This is a genomic window from Desulfococcus multivorans (genome assembly GCF_001854245.1).
Taxonomy (GTDB): domain Bacteria; phylum Desulfobacterota; class Desulfobacteria; order Desulfobacterales; family Desulfococcaceae; genus Desulfococcus; species Desulfococcus multivorans.
This window is the reverse complement of the sequence record NZ_CP015381.1, coordinates 2,238,981-2,255,422: the sequence shown is the minus strand read 5'-3', so window position 1 is coordinate 2,255,422 and position 16,442 is coordinate 2,238,981. Positions and strand designations below refer to the sequence as shown.

Genomic DNA, 16,442 nt, shown 5'->3' with positions numbered 1-16,442 from the left:
TCACTTGAGCATCTCCTTGATCTTTGCCGCCAGCACCGGCATCTCCACCGGTTTTTCCACGAAACCCGCAATATTGTGGAAGTAGAGATCCGCTTCGGACTTGAGTCCGTGATAGCCGGAGCAGACGATGACGGGCAGGGACGTGTCGATTTTCCGAATCTCCTCGATCAGTTCGAAACCATGCATTTCCGGCATCTTGATATCGGTGACGATGAGGCTGATCGATTCGGTGGAGAGGATTTCCAATGCCTTTCGGGCGCTGGATGCGGTGTGGATCTTCCAGGGCGACCTGAAGAGCGCATGCTTATACCCGTTCAGCACGTTTTCGTCGTCGTCGACGAAAAGAACCTGTTTGATCCTTTTCAGTGGTGAGTCGATCACCCCCGTCAGGGTCTCGTCAAAAGCGTCGGGGGTGTCGATGAAAAAGACGCCGGGAACCGTCTGCAGAATCCGACGCCTGTGTCCGAGACTCCCCGACGGGGTCATGACGATCACCGGAATGTGGGCGGCCGTTCGATTCAGAAACAACAACACTTCCAGCCATTCCCACCGATGGGTCTGCATGCGGACGAATACGACGTCATATTGAACCAGTTCGTTCGCCTCCATGAGTTTCGACAGGGGTTTAAAGCGGACTTCAAAGGTTGTTTCGGCTGCGTTCCGGTTGAAGCGTCGGACGGCATCCGGAAGGTCCTGAAACGCCAGGTAACCGATCGTCACGGATTTCATGAAAGACTCCTCTTTGGATATAGGGAACGACAGGCGGCCTTGTTCCTTCAACCGATCAATTCCATGATTTTTTCCTTCAGCACCTTGATATCGAAAGGTTTGCTCAGGAAAGCGGATACATGATAAAAATACATGTCCGACTCCGCCTTCAAGCCCTTGTATGCGGAGCAGACGATGACGGGAATCCAGCGATCGATTTTCCGGATCTCTTCGATCAGCTTGAGGCCGTGAATACCGGGCATTTTGATGTCGGTAACCACGAGATCAACGGCTTTGCCGGATAACACCTCCAACGCGGACGCCGCATCGGCAGCCGTGAAAATCCGCCAGGGGGTTTTCGCGAAGGCATGACTGTAGAGCTGCAGAAAAAGATCGTCGTCATCGACGAAAAGCACCTGCTTGCGGAGTTTTCGACTGGATGCGACGACCCTGCCAAGAATGCCGCCGAGTGCATCGGGACTGTCCATGAGAATGACGGCAGGCACCGTCCGCATCACCGCCCAACCCTCCTGAATGCTCCCCTGCGGCACCTGGACGATGACCGGGATCCGGGGAACGATCCGTTTCAGCCGCATCAGTGTCTCGATCCATTCCCATTGGGGGGTGTCCCCCCGGAAAAACAGGCAGTCATATTGGGATAAATCCTCGTTTTCGATTTCGAGGGGAATGGGCTTCGCCGCCACGTCGAGCGGAAGCCCCTTAAGGTTCCGGACGACATTTCGGACGGCGTCCGGGAGGCGCTGTGACGACAGGTGTCCGATGGTAAAAGGATTCATATGGTATCTCCCACGATTGAATAACTCGATTTCGACTTTCATGGGCCGGTGCCGGGAGGATACGGCCTGCGCCGGAAACCCTCGGGAACGGTCTTTCCGTCATTCTGAAGAGGATTCGCATTTTCCGATCCATGAGCGATCTTTCACCGGCTCTGGTTCCCATAGGGAATCCGGATGACGAAAACCGATCCTTTGCCGTTTTCCGTTTCGAGCCGGATCGTGCCCTGATGCTTTTTCGTCACGATGCGATAGGCGATGGCCAACCCCTGCCCCGTCCCCTTGCCCACCTCCTTGGTGGTGAAAAAGGGCTCGAAAATGCGATCCCGTATCGCTTCGGGAACACCGCCGCCCGTATCGCCGATGCGGATTTCGACCGCGTCGCCCTGGTTGAGGGTGGTGATCCGGATGCATCCTTTTTCGTCATTCGAGGTGCCGCGGAACGCTTCGACGGCGTGAGCCGCATTGACGATGATGTTCAGGAAGACCTGGTTGAGTTCACCGGGAAAACAGGACACCAGAGGCAGCGTCGGATCGAAGTCCGTTTCTATTTCCGCCACGTATTTCCATTCGTTCCTGGAGACGGAGACGGTGCTCTCGAGGGCCCTGTTGATGTCCACGGCGATTTTTTCCTCGGCACCCGGATGAGAAAACGCCTTCATGGATCGCACGATCCTGCTGATGCGGCTGATGCCTTCCAGGGTCTGTTCGATCGCCCTGGGCACCTCCTCGACCAGATATTCGAGCTCCGACGCCGCGGTCACCCGCCCCGCGCCGGCCGAGGCGGCGTCGAACCGGTTGGCTCTCATATCCGAAGCGTTGTGTTTTTCGTATGCCTGAATGACATCGAGAAAAATTTCGAAGGCATCCTTCATGAACCGGACATTGTCTCCCACATACTGAATGGGGGTGTTGATTTCATGGGCGATGCCCGCGGCGAGCTGACCGATGCCTTCCATTTTTTGCGCCTGGGTCAGCTGCGCTTCCAGAATCTTCCGCTCGGTGATGTCCGCCCCCATCACCAGAATTCCTGTCGGCTTTTCTGGGTCGGATTCAATGGCCGTCATCCGAAGTCCCACGAAACCGTTCCCGCCGTCCGGCCGCCGGATGACCAGATCGTTCAGATCGACGGGAAGGCGGGACGTCGTGCACCGCTCCACCGCTTGCCGGAGCGGATCCCAATCCCATGAAATCGGCGCATCCCAGAACGACCTGTTCAGGACCCTGGCGGCCGGGATATTGAAGACCTTTTCGGCGGTCTTGTTCCATTGCATGACGGTCATGGCGGGTGAAAGACCGATGAAGATGGAGGTAATGCCCGATACCAGCTCGACCATTTCCTGGTTGGCCTGCTTCAGGTCGTTCAGCGCGGTTGCCAATGCCGCCGTCTTGGCGTTGACGGCCGTCTCCAGCGTCTTTCGGTCCAGCTCCCGCCGCATCTCCAGCTCTCGTCGCTTAAGGGCGTTCTCCGTGGCGATGAGGATCTGATGGGTCGTGAAGGGTTTGACGATATAGCCGTAGACCCCGAGCTCGATCAGGTGCTTCGCCTCCCGGGTTTCACTCACGCAGGAGACCACTACGACGGCGGTTTGGGGAAATGCGGTCCTGACAAACCGGATCAGCGCCTCTCCGGTCTCGCCGGGCATCTGAATGTCGGTGAGCATGAGGCTGTAGGCGCAGGCCGCAAGAAGGTCCTTTGCCGCCGCGGCGCTCTCCGCGACGTCCGTATCGTAGGATTTCCCCAGAATGCTCGAGATCAGCTTCAGAACCACGGGATCGTCGTCCACCACCAATATCCGCTGAACCGTTTCCATGGTATCGCCCCATCGGGCAACGCCGCCGGCCGGATCGACATGTGCGATCACGGCTCGCCTGCCGATCGTGTCGATGCCCCTGAAACCGGACCGTCGGTGCCCTTCGACCCGGCCAGGGCGTCCTGGACGGCGCGAACCAGTTCGGCGCGGACAAAGGGCTTCATCACCAGTTTCCGCACCCCGATGGCCGCGGCCCGGTCCTCGTCGATGCGTTCGCTGAATCCGGTGCAGAGGATCATCGGCAGATCCGGCCGGATTTTGAGAATTTCAACGGCCAGCCGGTCTCCGGTGAGGCCGGGCATGGTCATGTCGGAGATCACGATGTCGTACCCGTCCGGATCGGCTTTGAATTGTTCGAGGGCCTTCAGGCTGCTGTCCAACGTGTCGATCCGGTATCCGGTCTTCTGAAGCATCTGTCGGGCCATTCGCAGCATCTGGGGTTCGTCGTCCACAAACAGAATCCGTTCATTTACCGGAAACGGCACTGTTTCGGCCACCGGGTCAACGGCTGTTTCCCGGGCTTTTATCGCGGGTAGCAGAATCGTGAATGTGCTGCCTTTCCCGGGTCGGCTGTCAACCGTAATGCCGCCCCCATAGGTCCTGACGATTCCGTGAACCACGGAAAGGCCCAGCCCCGAGCCTTCCCCTTTTTCCCTCGTGGTGAAATAAGGATCGAAGATGCGGCGTCGGGTCGCCTCGTCCATGCCGACACCCGTATCCGATACCGTCAGGCGTTGATAAGGACCCGGCGCCGGATCCGGAAAGGCCAACGTGTGGGACGCATCCACCTCGACATCCTCCAGCCGGACGGTCAGGACGCCGCCGTCCTCGCGCATGGCCTGGTAGGCGTTGGTGCAAAGATTCATGAGGAGTTGATGGATCTGTCCCGGATCGGCCGTTATCTCGGCGAAGGATTGGATCTCCTGTACGATCTCGATGTTGCTGGGCAGGGCCGAGCGCAACATCTTGAGGGCCTCCTTGACCAGCAGATATATCTGCACCGGACCGGTCTCGGTTCTGGCCTGACGACTGAACGACAACAGTTGGGCCACGAGGTCCCTCGCGCGCATCCCGGCCCTGGCGATTTCTTCCAGGTCGTCCCGGATCGCCGGATAGGCGTCGGCCTCCTCGAGGAGGAGATCGGTATACCCGATGACGGCGGAGAGGATGTTGTTGAAGTCATGAGCGATCCCGCCGGCCAGGGTGCCGACGGCCTCCAGCTTCTGGGCGTTCCTGAGCTGTTCCTCGAGCCGATCCCTTTCCTTTTCCATCACCACCCGATCCGTGATGTTCAGGTGAGAGGTGACGACCTTTCGCGGGGGAGAATACCCCGGCAACGGCGTCACCCGGCCTACAAACCAGCGTTTTTCCCGATCGTCGTGGCAGGGGTATTGCACCTCGAAATAGTCGCTTCGACCGTGGATGACGTCTCTGACGGCCGCACCGAAAGCCCTGGCCAGAGGGGCGTCATCGCCTGTTGCCGAATCGCATACGCCGAGGTAGTCGACCCCTTCAGACACGGCTTCGGGTTTGGCATCGGCGGCAGCGGCGAAATCCCGCCACGCTTTGTTGACCGTAAGAATCATGCCGGTTTCATCGAGAACGGCGACATGGGCGGTCAATGCATCCAGCGTCGCGCTCAGCAGCCGTTCGCGACTTCCGGTGCGAACCGTTTCCCGGTCTGGGATGTCGAGGCCGTTCCGAATCAGGAGAATGTTTGTGTGTGTGGAATCCTGCTGTTCTGTCATGATGCTTTCCCGGAAAATATTTCGTGTGGGCTTCACGTTATTTCAAAAGATCTGAAATTCCTTTTCGGATCGATCTGATATCGATGGGTTTTGGCATGAAGCGATCCGCACCGTAGTCGAGAATCCGTTGCCGATTCTCCCGGTCGGCGAAACCCGACACGGCGATGATCCTGATATGGGCGGTCTCCTTGTCGCTCTTGATGCGACGGCAGACTTCGAAGCCGTCGACGCGCGGCATGAATAGATCGAGGATGATGAGATCCGGTTTGAATCTGATGGTCTGGAGGCCCGCCTCGAAACCGTCCGAAGCCCATGCAACGGTGTAACCCTCCCTGGAGAGCGTCCTTGTCAGAACCTTTCGGACACCGGGATCGTCATCCACGATGAGAATCCGCCTTTCAGCCCGGCCGTAACGGATTCGGATCTCCATGTCGTTTTTTCTTCTGAGATCCTGCAGATCATCCAGATGGATCCTGTGGTGTCCACCCGCGGTTGCGGCCGACCGCAGCCTGCCCGCCTTGATCCACCGCCAGACCGTCGCCCGGGTTACACTGCACATCCTTGCCGCTTCCGAGACGGTGAGGATATCTTTTTCAAGCGCCATGGAAAACCGTTCCTTCTCTGTAACATCTCCTCCGTTCCTGAAGACGGAGCGGGATGAACGCGCCCTGATACAATTTCAACCAATGATACGTTTGAGACGTATAGCCCCGCACATCACCCCTGTCAAACAAAAACACGGGGTTTTTAGCGCCGCAGAGCCCGGAAATTGAATTAACTATTTGTAATCAAAAGATATGAAGCGAGTTAAAACTTATAGAAAAAATTATAAAATGTTGCGGGGGCTGAAGACTGAGAAGAGAGGCTGAAGACTGAAGGCTGAAGGCTGAAGGAGGGTTACATGTTCTGTTCACCGTAGGCACACCCCTTTAGACTACCGGCTGTAGTCTATAACCTTCGACTGCTGAAGCGGAATAAGAGCCCAGTTCGTCACAGACGCACCCCTTCAGCCTTCAGCCTTCAGTCTTCAGCCTGTATGTATCCCTCAACTGCTGAAGCGGAATAAGAGCCCCGTTCGTCACAGACGCACCCCTTCAGCTTTCAGTCTTCAGCCTTCAGCCTCCAGAACAGTCCGAATCTTGTTGGAGAGATCTTTGATGGAGAAGGGTTTCTGAATGAAGTTCACGCCCGGCATCAACACGCCGTGGTGGGCGATGGCGGTGTCTGTATAGCCCGACATGAAAAGGCAGCGGAGGGTGGGACGGCGGCGCCGGAGTTTTTCGGCCAACTCCCGTCCGTTCATTTCGGGCATGACCACGTCGGTGATCAGGAGGGTGATGGGATGCGATGTCGTGGCCGCGAGATCCAGGGCCTCGGCAGGACTTTTGGCCGGCAATACCTTGTAATCGAGGTCATGCAGCATTGTTTCCATCAGCTTCAGGATCGACGCTTCGTCCTCCACAAGCAGGACCCATTCGCCACGCCCTTTTTGAATCTCTTCGGCGACGGCCGCGACCCTCTCAGCCTTGGGCTTTTCGAATCGGGGCAGATAGATCCTGAAGACGGACCCTCGGCCCGGTTCGCTGTAGACGTTCACGATCCCTCTATTCTGCTTGACGATGCCGTAGACGGTGGCCAATCCCAGACCGGTGCCCGTCCCCGGATTCTTGGTCGTGAAAAACGGCTCGAAAATGCGCGCCGCGGTCTCCCGATCCATACCGCACCCCGTGTCCGTCACCGACAGCACCACATATTCGCCGGGGGGATCGTCCAGATGGCGACCGACGTATGTCTCGCCGAGGGTCACGCAGTCCGTTTCGATGATGATCCTGCCCACATCGGTAATGGCATCCCGGGCGTTGATGCAGAGATTGGCCAGGATCTGGTCGAACTGGGTCGGATCGATTTTGACCGGCCACAGCCGGGTCCTCGGACGCCAGATCAACGCCACATCCTCACCGATGAGGCGGCGAAGCATGTTGAGGGTGTTTTTTACGGCGGCGTTCAAATCAAGCACTCTGGGAGCTATGGTTTCTCGGCGGGCAAAGGTCAGCAGCTGCCGGGTAATGTTCGCCGAACGGTGCGCCGCCGCCAGAATTTCGTTGAGATCGTGTCTGATCGGCGCGGACGGCGAGGTCTTTTCGATCGCCATCTCCGTGTAGCCCATAATGACGCTCAGCATGTTGTTGTAATCGTGGGCCACACCGCCGGCCAACCGACCGATGGATTCCATCTTCTGGGCTTGGATCAGTTGTTTTTCCAATGACATGCGCTCGGTGTTGGCCTTTTTGTGAGCGTCGTTCGTGTGCAGGCCGTGAAGGGCGTAGGCCAGATCGCCGGCGATTTCCGTAAACAGGCCCAGCTCTTCATCATCCACGATCAGGCCCTGCCTTACGGCGACGACGATATACCCGAAAACACGCTCCTCGTAACGCAGTTGCGCGCAAAGGGACTGGAATTCCGAGCCGTTCTGGGCGTCATATATGGGACACCCCTCACACACCGCTTCCCGGTCGTCGATCACCAGGACGTTGTCCGTAAAACGGGCGACGGCGCAGCAGTTGGGCAGTTGACCGCTTTCGAGCATTTGGGTCAACGTCTCCGATGTAAATGCCGTGCCGTTTCCGGACCAGGAGACGGGACGGCCGTTCTCGTCGCCGAGAACGATCAGGGCGGAATCATAGCCGCGATGGTCCACCAGAAGCCGGCAGCCTTCGCGGATCAGTGCATCGGGATCCCGTTCCCTGATGATGAGTTGGTTAACGTCCCGGATCGCCCTGAGCACATGATTGAGATGCTGGATGCGCTCATGGGCGCCTTTGAGATCGGTGATGTCGGCGGCCATGGTGATGGCGATTCCGCGACCGTCGGGAAGTTTTCCCAGGGACGTCGAACTGAAATTCCATATCCGGACGGAACCGTCGCGGCAGACGATCTCGAACGAGATGTCGTCGTGAGGGTCGTTCGGGCGGTAAATCCTGCTGAAAACCGCGCGGGCTTCCACTTTCCGGTCCCCGTGGGCCAATGACGTCCATTCGTCGATGGTGCCCGCCGCTTCGCCGGTATACCCGGAAATTTCTTTCCATGTGCGGCTGAGGGTCATCACTTCGCCGTCCTCGGCGTGAATCATGATGGGAAACGGGGCCTCCTCGATGGCGCGTCGGAACCGTTTCTCGCTCTTTTCGAGGTGCATGGTCTTCAATGCCACCTGCTTTCGGAGGGACCAGGTCCAGAGGAAAAAAAACAACAGCAGCAGGACCAACGGAGCAATGACCATAGCGGCATACCGGATGAAGGCTCTGAATCCGGGTTCAGGCGCTTCATATACGCCCATCCAGCGGGTATAGATGCGGCGGTACTCTCCGCTGTCCTCAATCATTTTCAAGCCCTCGCTCAACTCCGCCAGAAGAGGCTTGTGGTTGTGGGGCACGGCATAAGCGTATCCGGCGGAAAACAGCGGGCGCCGGCCGACGCTCAAATAACGCCAGCCGTACTTCTTGATCCAGTAGAGGGCCGTCATCCGGGAGACCAGGGCGCAGTCGTGGCGCCCATCCGCCAGCTCCCGGAGCGCGTCCTCCTGGGTCGGAACGGTGGTGACCTGCTCCTCCAGCCCGTTTTCAATCACAAAGTCATGCATAATGTCGCCTTCCTGCACCACGATCTGTTTTCCAACGAGGTCCGTCACGGCTGTCGGGGGCGGCGCCGCGGCAGTACGAACCACCGCGACGCAGTGATTGACCATATGGGGCGGGCTGAAATCGAAGGCCAGGTCCCGCCGGGGCGAGTAGAACATCCCCTGAAGGGCGTCGATCTCACCCCGGGCGAGGGCATTGCGGATGTCGGCCCACGGCGCAAGTCGGATCTCGATGTCGAGGCTCAGCTCCCGGGCGATGGCCCGGGTGAGATCGACGTTGTAGCCGGCCGGCCTGCCGTTTTCATCCAGATATTCATAAGGGGGATAATTGTTGTCTCCGCCGATCACGATGCGGCGATTCAAGGGAAGCTCCAGGGCGGCGAACCATCCGGCGTGAAGATGGCGGTAGGTCCCGTCCGCCATGACCAGGGCCAGTCCTTCGTTGAGCAATGCCAGGGTTTCACGATCGCCTTCACGGACGGCAAAGCAGAAATCCTGACGGAAGTCTTCGATGGGACGGTTGACGATCCTGAGATTGGCGAGACCGGTTTCCTGAATCAGACGCAGGGCTACCAGGCGCTGAATGACGACGGCATCGTATCGGCCTGCTGAAAGGCCGGTGAGGGCGACCTCGAAGCTTTGCGTGGTACGGATGTCGATGCCGCGTTCCTGCCGTCGCAGGAACTCCTCGGCATTGTCGCCCTTCATGACGGCCACCCTCCGCCCTCTAAGGTCGTCCAACGTCCGAATGCCGGTGGTGTCGTTCCGGACGACGACGGCGCCGTGGAGCGTCATGTAGGGGAAGGTAAAGTCGAAAATGCGCTCCCGTTCCGGGGTCCGCCCCACCAAAGGCAGCGCGTCGATCTCGCCTTTTTCCAGCCGGCTCCGGACATCCGACCATATCCCGGCCTGAAAAGCGACATTCCGCCCCATGGCGGTGAGAGCGGCCTGCATCAATTCGACCGAAAAACCGGTGGCCCGCCCCTCCGCGTCGACAAAGGAAAAGGGCGGATAATCGACTTCGGCGCCGGCGGCGATAGGTGCGGCTTCCTTCCGGGCTTCCGCGACAGGACCGGCGTGCACGATCATCGAGATCGTGATGATGCCGGAAAACGTCAGCGCGAGCAGGCGGTTTTTGGAAAGGAGGTTCATAAACGGCGTTAGATCGATTCAGTGGGCTGAAATTAGAGCGTTTGTCACGGATGATGACCAGAATCGCATCATCCGTCAATTTCCGAATTCAAGACAACACAGACACAAATTACCTATAAAAAAAGGTATCAGATCTTTTCCGCGCAGGCAACCCAAAAGCGTATCAAAACAGCAATCTCAACTTTCGATTTCATGATGGTGACCGGATGGAGGAGCCGGGGGATGAACGGAAGGGGTGGAGAGGAAGACCGGCGAATGCATCAGGGGTGATGCATTCGCGGCAGATCATTTTTCGGACGAACCGGATGTTTCTCGAATCCGATGCGCGTCAGGCGGATCAATCAAAGGCCATCTCGGTTTTCCATACCGTCCATACCTTGCCGACGAGATCGGGACCCGGCTTGAGCGTCACTTTCCCCGGACGCCAGCCAGACGGCGCTACTTCGGCGCCCTTGGTGTTCCGAACATGCTGAAAGGCCTGGAGCTGGCGGATGGACTCGCTGATGTTCCGCCCCACCGGTGGATTGAGCACCTCGAATCCCTGGATCACCCCGTCGGGGTCGATGATGAACCGTCCCCGGGTTTCGACGCCGGCTGCCTCGTCGAAGACACCGAAGGTCTTTCCCACCCTGCCGCCGGCATCCGAAAGCATGGGAAACGGCACGCCGCCCTCGACCATCTTCGAAAGTTCCTCGTCGTTCCACATCTTGTGGACGAAGACGCTGTCGATGCTCATGGAGAGGATTTCAACGCCCAGTTCCTGAAAGGTGGGATATTTTTCGGCAACTGCCGAAATCTCCGTCGCTCAGACGAAGGTGAAATCCCCGGGATAGAAACACAGCACCACCCACTTGCCCAGGTAATCCGAGAGTTTTACGGAAACGAACTTGCCCTGCTGATAGGCCGGGGCGACAAAATCCGGCGCTTTTTTGCCGACTTGAATCATAGGTGAAACCTCCTTGACGATGGTGGGTTTTGTTTCGGGGCTCTCATCGACGGTTTCGCCGACGGGGCCTCCGGTGGGTCTGGCGCAGCCGACCGGCACTTCGTCACTCATCACGCCCTCCTTTTAATTATGCGAATTATACCAATAACGATGTATACCATATGGATTGAACAGGTCAATGAAAATTGCGCCGCGTATCGATGAAATCAATCTGACTTCCCACTTCCGATCCCGACCCGCTTTTCGGGTGCATTCAGGATTTCAACCCGCGCCCCAGCGGTAAAAGCCCTTTCTCTTATTTACATCGGGCCGTCATCGGGTATAGAAAGATCGAAGACCGTATCGCGTGTCGCTCCCCGACACCCATCGCATTCCGGCAGCCGCATTTAAAACAGCCAAGGAGGTCTCCATGAACCCGTCCCATCAACCCGAACCCCGGGCGGACATGAAATCCCGCATCAAGCGCGTCCTCTTATCCAGGCCGGTCGTCATCGCAGCGGCGGCGCTGGCCTTCTATACCCTGGTCGGCTTTTTTCTGGCGCCGTACCTGGTCAAACGGTATGTGCCGAGAGGCCTCGAAAGCGCCCTCGGAACCCCTGCAACCATCGGAAGCGTTCGCATGAACCCGTTCCTCCTCACCGCGGAGGTCACCGACTTCAGCCTCCGGGAAAAAAACGACCGCACCCTGGCGGGATTTCACCGGTTGTTCGTGAATTTCCAGCTCAGCAGCCTTTTCCGCTGGGCGTGGACCTTCAGGGACATCCGGCTCGATTCGCCGTCGGCCCGCATCGTGATCGAAAAAGACGGGGCCCTCAACTGGGCGAAGCTGGGTCCTGCCGTGCCGGACCCCCCTGCCCCCGGGCCGGACAGTCCTGACGACACCGACGCCGATTCCGAAAAGAGCGGTCCCGTCAGGCTGCTCGTCCACGCCGTGGCCATCGAGGACGGAAAAATCGACATCGCGGACCTCCGACAATCCCGACCCGCCGCCCTGGCGATTCACCCCGTCGACGTCGCCCTCAACAATATCTCCACCCTGGCCGACCGGGAGGGGGCTTACACCCTCGGCGCCAAATTTCCCGACGGGGGAACCTTTCGATGGGAAGGCCGGGTGTCCCTTGCACCCATCGCCTCCTCGGGAAAACTGTCCATTGAATCCCTCAAGGCGGCCACGCTCTGGCCCTTTGCCCGGGACGCCCTGAACCTGAGCCAACCCCGGGGCGCCCTGGGGGTCAAACTGGGGTATGACCTCGCCATGACGGAGGGGAGCACGAAAGCCGTGGTGGACGACCTCGAGATTCGACTTTCGGATCTGGCCCTGCAGATGGAAAAAGAGCCCGAACCCTTCCTCGCACTGACCGAAATTGCCTTGAAGGGCGGCCGCGTCGACCCGGTCGGCCGAACGGTCGGGATCGGCGCGTTATCGATTCGGGGGGGCCGCCTCGGTGCCGGCATCGGCGCAGACGGACGAGTGAATCTCCAGAACATCCTGCGATCGAACCCGACGACATCCCCATCGAAACCGCCGTCCCCCCCGGGAGCCCCCTGGCGCCTGAAGGTCGACCGGTTCACCGTGGACGACGTCAACCTCGCCTTCACCGATGCAAGCCGAAAGCCTTCGGCGGCGATCCATGCCGGACCGGTTGACCTCGCCCTCAAGGCCGCCGTTGAAACCGGCCCGGGACCGGTGAGCGTCAAGCTCACCGGGATCGAATCCCGCATCCAGGGCACCACGGCGGCGCTCGAGGGGGCTTCCCGGCCGATCATCGACATCCCCGTGATCGCGGTCACGTCGGGAGCCGTCGACCTGGCCGATCGGTCCATCACCATAGATGCCGTCGAGATGAGCGGCGGGAAGATCGCCGTGGCCCGGGACGCCGCCGGCGGGATCGACGCCGTGAAGCTCATCCCTCCGGCAAAAGCCGACGTCACCGAAAAAAAACCGGACCCGCCGTCCGACGCCCAGGATCCCTGGCAATTCATGGTGCGGAAGATCGGGATTTCGGATTTCCGGTCGTCCTTTATCGACGCCGCCGTGAATCCCGAAAAACCGGTCTTCGGGATCGAAGGCGTCTCCCTCGAACTCCTGGACGTTGACGGCCGATCTCCGTCGACGTTCACGCTGGCGATGACGGCGGTTCAGGGGGGGCGGCTGTCGGCCGGGGGCACCGTCGATCCCGCGGGGCCGGCGGCCGAGGTGAACCTTGACGTGGCGGACCTCGATCTGACCCCTGTCCAGCCCTACATCACGCCGTATGTGGACGTGGAGATGCTCTCCGGCCGGTTTTCCACAAAGGGGACGCTCCGTCACGGCGCCGAAAAGGCGCGGGCCAAAACCGTCTATGCCGGGAAGATTCAGGTCGACGATTTCCGGGTGGTGGAAACCGGATCCAAGGAAACCCTTGTGGGCTGGTCGTCTCTCCAAACCGGCCAGCTTCGCCTCCACCTGTCGCCCAACCGGCTGGCCATCGACGAGATCGTTCTCTCGAAGCCCGCCGGCAAGCTGTTTATCGACCAGGACGGGACCGTCAACGTCGTCAAGATCATCAAGACGCCCCCGAAGGACAAAACCGTCGCAAAATCGGCGCCTGAAGCGCCGTCCAACGAATTCCCCATTCGGATTTCGAAGGTTCGCCTGGCGGACGGCAGCCTCGATTTCACCGATCTCAGCCTTACGCCCCCCTTCGGCACCGAGATCGGGGAGCTCGCCGGGGTCGTCATCGGCATGTCGTCCGAAAAAAACACACGGGCTCAGATCAAGCTCGAGGGGCGCGTCAACGAATACGGCTCCGCCAGGATCGAAGGGGAAATCAACACCTTCGATCCCAAGGCATTCATGGATATCGCCATGATCTTCCAGAATCTGGAGATGACCCGGCTGTCGCCCTACTCGGGCAAGTTCGCGGGACGCCGCATCCGTTCGGGAAAGATATCCCTGGATCTCGAGTACAAGATCGACAACGGCCAGATGCTGGGCGACAACCAGATCATCGTCGATCGGCTGATCCTGGGGGAGAAGGTGGAGAGCCCCGATGCCGCCAACCTGCCCCTGGACCTGGCCGTGGCCCTGCTTCAGGATGCCGACGGCGTCATCGACATCGGGCTGCCGGTCCGCGGGAACCTCAACGACCCTCAATTCAGTTTCGGGGGTATCATCTGGAAAGCCTTCACCAACCTGATCACCAAAATCGCCACCGCCCCCTTCCGTGCCCTGGGAGCCCTCCTGGGCATCGAAGGCAAGGATTTGGAGGCAGTGGCTTTCGAGCCGGGAAGCGCAACACCCTCCCCCCCGGAACGGGAGAAGCTCGACAAACTGCGTGAGGCGCTGAAGCAACGGCCTCAGCTTCAGGTCGTCGTGACGGGCCGCTATGATGCACAGGCGGATGGTCGGGTATTGCGGGAACGCCGGGTTCGAAGGACTCTGGCTGAAAAACGGCAGACTCCCTTGAAGCCCGGCGAGGATCCGGGTCCCGTCGATTTCAGCAACCGACGGGTACGGAAGACTCTCGAGAAATGGTTTGAGGAACGGTTCGGCGGTGAGGCCGCGGATCAACTGGAAGAGGAGATCGACGCCGCCGAGAAAACACAGTCCCCGGATCCGGGCAGGGCGGCCAAGACGATTTTCGAGCGCCTGGTTGAAGCAGAGCCCCTGGAACCGAAAGCCCTGGAAAACCTCGCCGCGGAACGGGCGACAGCCGTGGTCAAAGTCCTCACCGGCGAGAACGGCATACCTGGGGAACGTGTCTCCGCGGGACCGCCCGAGGCGAAATCCGGAAAAAACGCCGCGTCCGCGGGACTGGCGCTGGAAGCCAAAAGCCCCGGGGCGGCGGGGGCACCGAAAGGAAATCGATGAACATGACCTCGCCGTCCCTGCCCTTTGACCTTGATGGGCGGAAAAAATTTCTCCGGCACTTGTCCGAAACCCTGAGCCGCGTCGATGTTGAGGCGCGGCTGACGGCAATGGCCGACGCCGTTGGACATGACCGGTTTCGGAAGCAGGCTGCGGACGACATCGTGGCGATCCTCAGGCCGGCGGACGTGCTCCCCCGGGTCTACGGCGGATATCGACAGGTGGTTACCGACGGCATCCGGTTCATCCTCTCCCGTCTTCCGGTGGAACGGATCTCCAGGCTCATGGCGGATCAGGCCCGATTGAGCCCGGAAACCCCGGCCGGAGCCCGTCTCCTGATGCTGGCCCGGCACCTCCCGACACTCCACAAGCTGGGGCAGATCATCGCCCGAAACCGTCACCTGGATCCGTCCCTCAAAAACTGGCTGGTCGCTCTGGAGCACGCCCCATGCACCGTTCCCATGGACGACATCATCGAACGAATCCAGGCAGCCCTCGGAGAAGACATCGCCCGGTACGACATTCGGATCGGCAGCGCGCCCATTGCCGAGGCGAGCGTCGGGCTTGCAGTGCCGTTCACTTTCGTCCGGGAAGACGGGACGCGCCGCAGGGGGGTTTTCAAGATGCTCAGGCCCGGGGTTGAATCGTGCCTTCGGGAAGAGCTCGATCTCCTTCCCGAGTTGGCCGGGTATCTCGACGCGCGGCGGCATCGATATCCCTTGAAACATCTTCATTTCGCCGATGTTTTCCAGGACATTCGTTCGGCCCTGATGGAGGAAGCCGACCTTTCGGGTGAACAGAAAAAATTGAAGGCGGCCTTTCGGTTTTATCACGACAGAGGACCGGCCCGGGTGCCGACGCTCTACCCGTTCTCCACCCCGGAGATCACCGCCATGGCGTTTTTGGGCGGTGAAAAGATCACGGAGGCCTGCACGACGCCGGAGGACCGGCGGCGCCTGGCGGAGGATCTGTTCAGGATTCTTATCTGGCGGCCCCTCTTTTCCCCGGACCCCCGGCCGCCCTTCCACGGCGACCCCCACGCCGGGAACCTTCTCGCTCAGTGCCGCGACATCACGGGATCTTTCCGACTCGGCCTCATCGACTGGAGCCTTTCCGGTACCCTGCCGCGAGACAAACGCAGCCGGCTGATCTTTACGATGCTGGGGATTCTCATGGCGGCACGGGACAGGATTTCCCAGGGCATCCAGGATCTTTCCGTTGATGATGACCGGTATACGCCCGCTTTCCGCTCACGGCTCGACAGGGCGATCGACACCATAACGGCAGACAATCGGTATTTGACGGGCGGCATCGCCGGGAAGACCTTCGTGCTTCTGGACGGCCTCGCCCTCGAAGGGTTCCGCTTTCCCTCGGATCTGCTGCTGTTCCGGAAAGCCTTCTTCACCCTGGAAGGCGTTCTCTTCGACCTCTGCCCCGCCTTTGATCTCGACAAGGCCATGGCAGGGGAAATGGCCCTCCTGATGATGACGGAGGGCCCTCAACGCTGGGCCGCCTGGAGCTTTCCGTTCATGGACCGCCCTGAAAACTATCGAAGCCTGATCTCCAATCTCGACCTCCGAATCCTTGCCCAACATCTCATGACGCTATTTTTTCAACAGGGCACGGCCATGATGACCGGTCTATGGACCGCCGCCGGGGATTGAGACTGAAGATTTTCAACTTTCGACTTTCATGACGATGACCGGCAAGCGGTGGCGCGAGGATATGGCCTGTGAAAGTCGAAAGTTGAGTGAAGATTATTTTTTCCTTGACGAGATCCTCGGGGGGAATTACAG

The 16,442-nt window shown here is 59.5% G+C and carries 9 protein-coding genes; 2 read left to right on the top strand and 7 right to left on the bottom strand.

The window, feature by feature from the left end:
• The 7 genes from dmul_RS09845 to prxU form a co-directional block, all read right to left on the bottom strand.
• Positions 1-729, bottom strand: coding sequence for a response regulator (locus dmul_RS09845; protein WP_020878253.1), 729 nt, complete (start codon positions 727-729; stop codon positions 1-3).
• A 47-nt stretch (positions 730-776) separates the two neighbouring features.
• On the bottom strand, positions 777-1,505 hold the full coding sequence (locus dmul_RS09840) for a response regulator (protein WP_020878254.1): 729 nt from the start codon (positions 1,503-1,505) through the stop codon (positions 777-779).
• Positions 1,506-1,648: 143 nt separating this feature from the next.
• Complete coding sequence (locus dmul_RS09835) at positions 1,649-3,367, bottom strand: hybrid sensor histidine kinase/response regulator (protein WP_020878255.1); 1,719 nt, start codon at positions 3,365-3,367, stop codon at positions 1,649-1,651.
• Positions 3,364-5,064 carry a hybrid sensor histidine kinase/response regulator gene (locus dmul_RS09830; protein ID WP_020878256.1) on the bottom strand — a complete coding sequence of 567 codons (1,701 nt, stop codon included), beginning with the start codon at positions 5,062-5,064 and terminating at the stop codon, positions 3,364-3,366. Before dmul_RS09830 ends, dmul_RS09835 begins: the two co-directional genes overlap by 4 nt.
• A 37-nt stretch (positions 5,065-5,101) precedes the next feature.
• Positions 5,102-5,737: a response regulator gene (locus dmul_RS09825; RefSeq protein ID WP_257785916.1), complete on the bottom strand. Its 636-nt coding sequence runs from the start codon at positions 5,735-5,737 to the stop codon at positions 5,102-5,104.
• Positions 5,738-6,172: 435 nt separating this feature from the next.
• Positions 6,173-9,850, bottom strand: a complete 3,678-nt coding sequence (locus dmul_RS09820; protein WP_020878258.1) for a transporter substrate-binding domain-containing protein — start codon at positions 9,848-9,850, stop codon at positions 6,173-6,175.
• 337 nt (positions 9,851-10,187) lie between these two features.
• On the bottom strand, positions 10,188-10,907 hold the full coding sequence (prxU, locus tag dmul_RS20925; protein WP_081651649.1) for a thioredoxin-dependent peroxiredoxin: 720 nt from the start codon (positions 10,905-10,907) through the stop codon (positions 10,188-10,190).
• A 298-nt stretch (positions 10,908-11,205) separates the two neighbouring features.
• Between prxU and dmul_RS09805 the strand changes: the two genes are divergently transcribed.
• Positions 11,206-14,649, top strand: coding sequence for a DUF748 domain-containing protein (locus dmul_RS09805; protein WP_020878261.1), 3,444 nt, complete (start codon positions 11,206-11,208; stop codon positions 14,647-14,649).
• Entirely contained in the window at positions 14,646-16,310 is a 1,665-nt protein-coding gene (locus dmul_RS09800; protein WP_020878262.1) for an AarF/UbiB family protein, read from the top strand. The genes dmul_RS09805 and dmul_RS09800 overlap by 4 nt, the downstream gene beginning before the upstream one ends.
• Positions 16,311-16,442: the final 132 nt, after the last annotated feature.

What these genes read in the sequence shown, in the direction of transcription:
- dmul_RS09845 (WP_020878253.1), bottom strand. Translation starts at nt 729, where the DNA reads ATGAAATCCGTGACGATCGGTTACCTGGCGTTTCAGGACCTTCCGGAT.
- dmul_RS09840 (WP_020878254.1), bottom strand. Translation starts at nt 1,505, where the DNA reads ATGAATCCTTTTACCATCGGACACCTGTCGTCACAGCGCCTCCCGGAC.
- dmul_RS09830 (WP_020878256.1), bottom strand. Translation starts at nt 5,064, where the DNA reads ATGACAGAACAGCAGGATTCCACACACACAAACATTCTCCTGATTCGG.
- dmul_RS09820 (WP_020878258.1), bottom strand. Translation starts at nt 9,850, where the DNA reads ATGAACCTCCTTTCCAAAAACCGCCTGCTCGCGCTGACGTTTTCCGGC.
- dmul_RS09805 (WP_020878261.1), top strand. Translation starts at nt 11,206, where the DNA reads ATGAACCCGTCCCATCAACCCGAACCCCGGGCGGACATGAAATCCCGC.
- dmul_RS09800 (WP_020878262.1), top strand. Translation starts at nt 14,646, where the DNA reads ATGAACATGACCTCGCCGTCCCTGCCCTTTGACCTTGATGGGCGGAAA.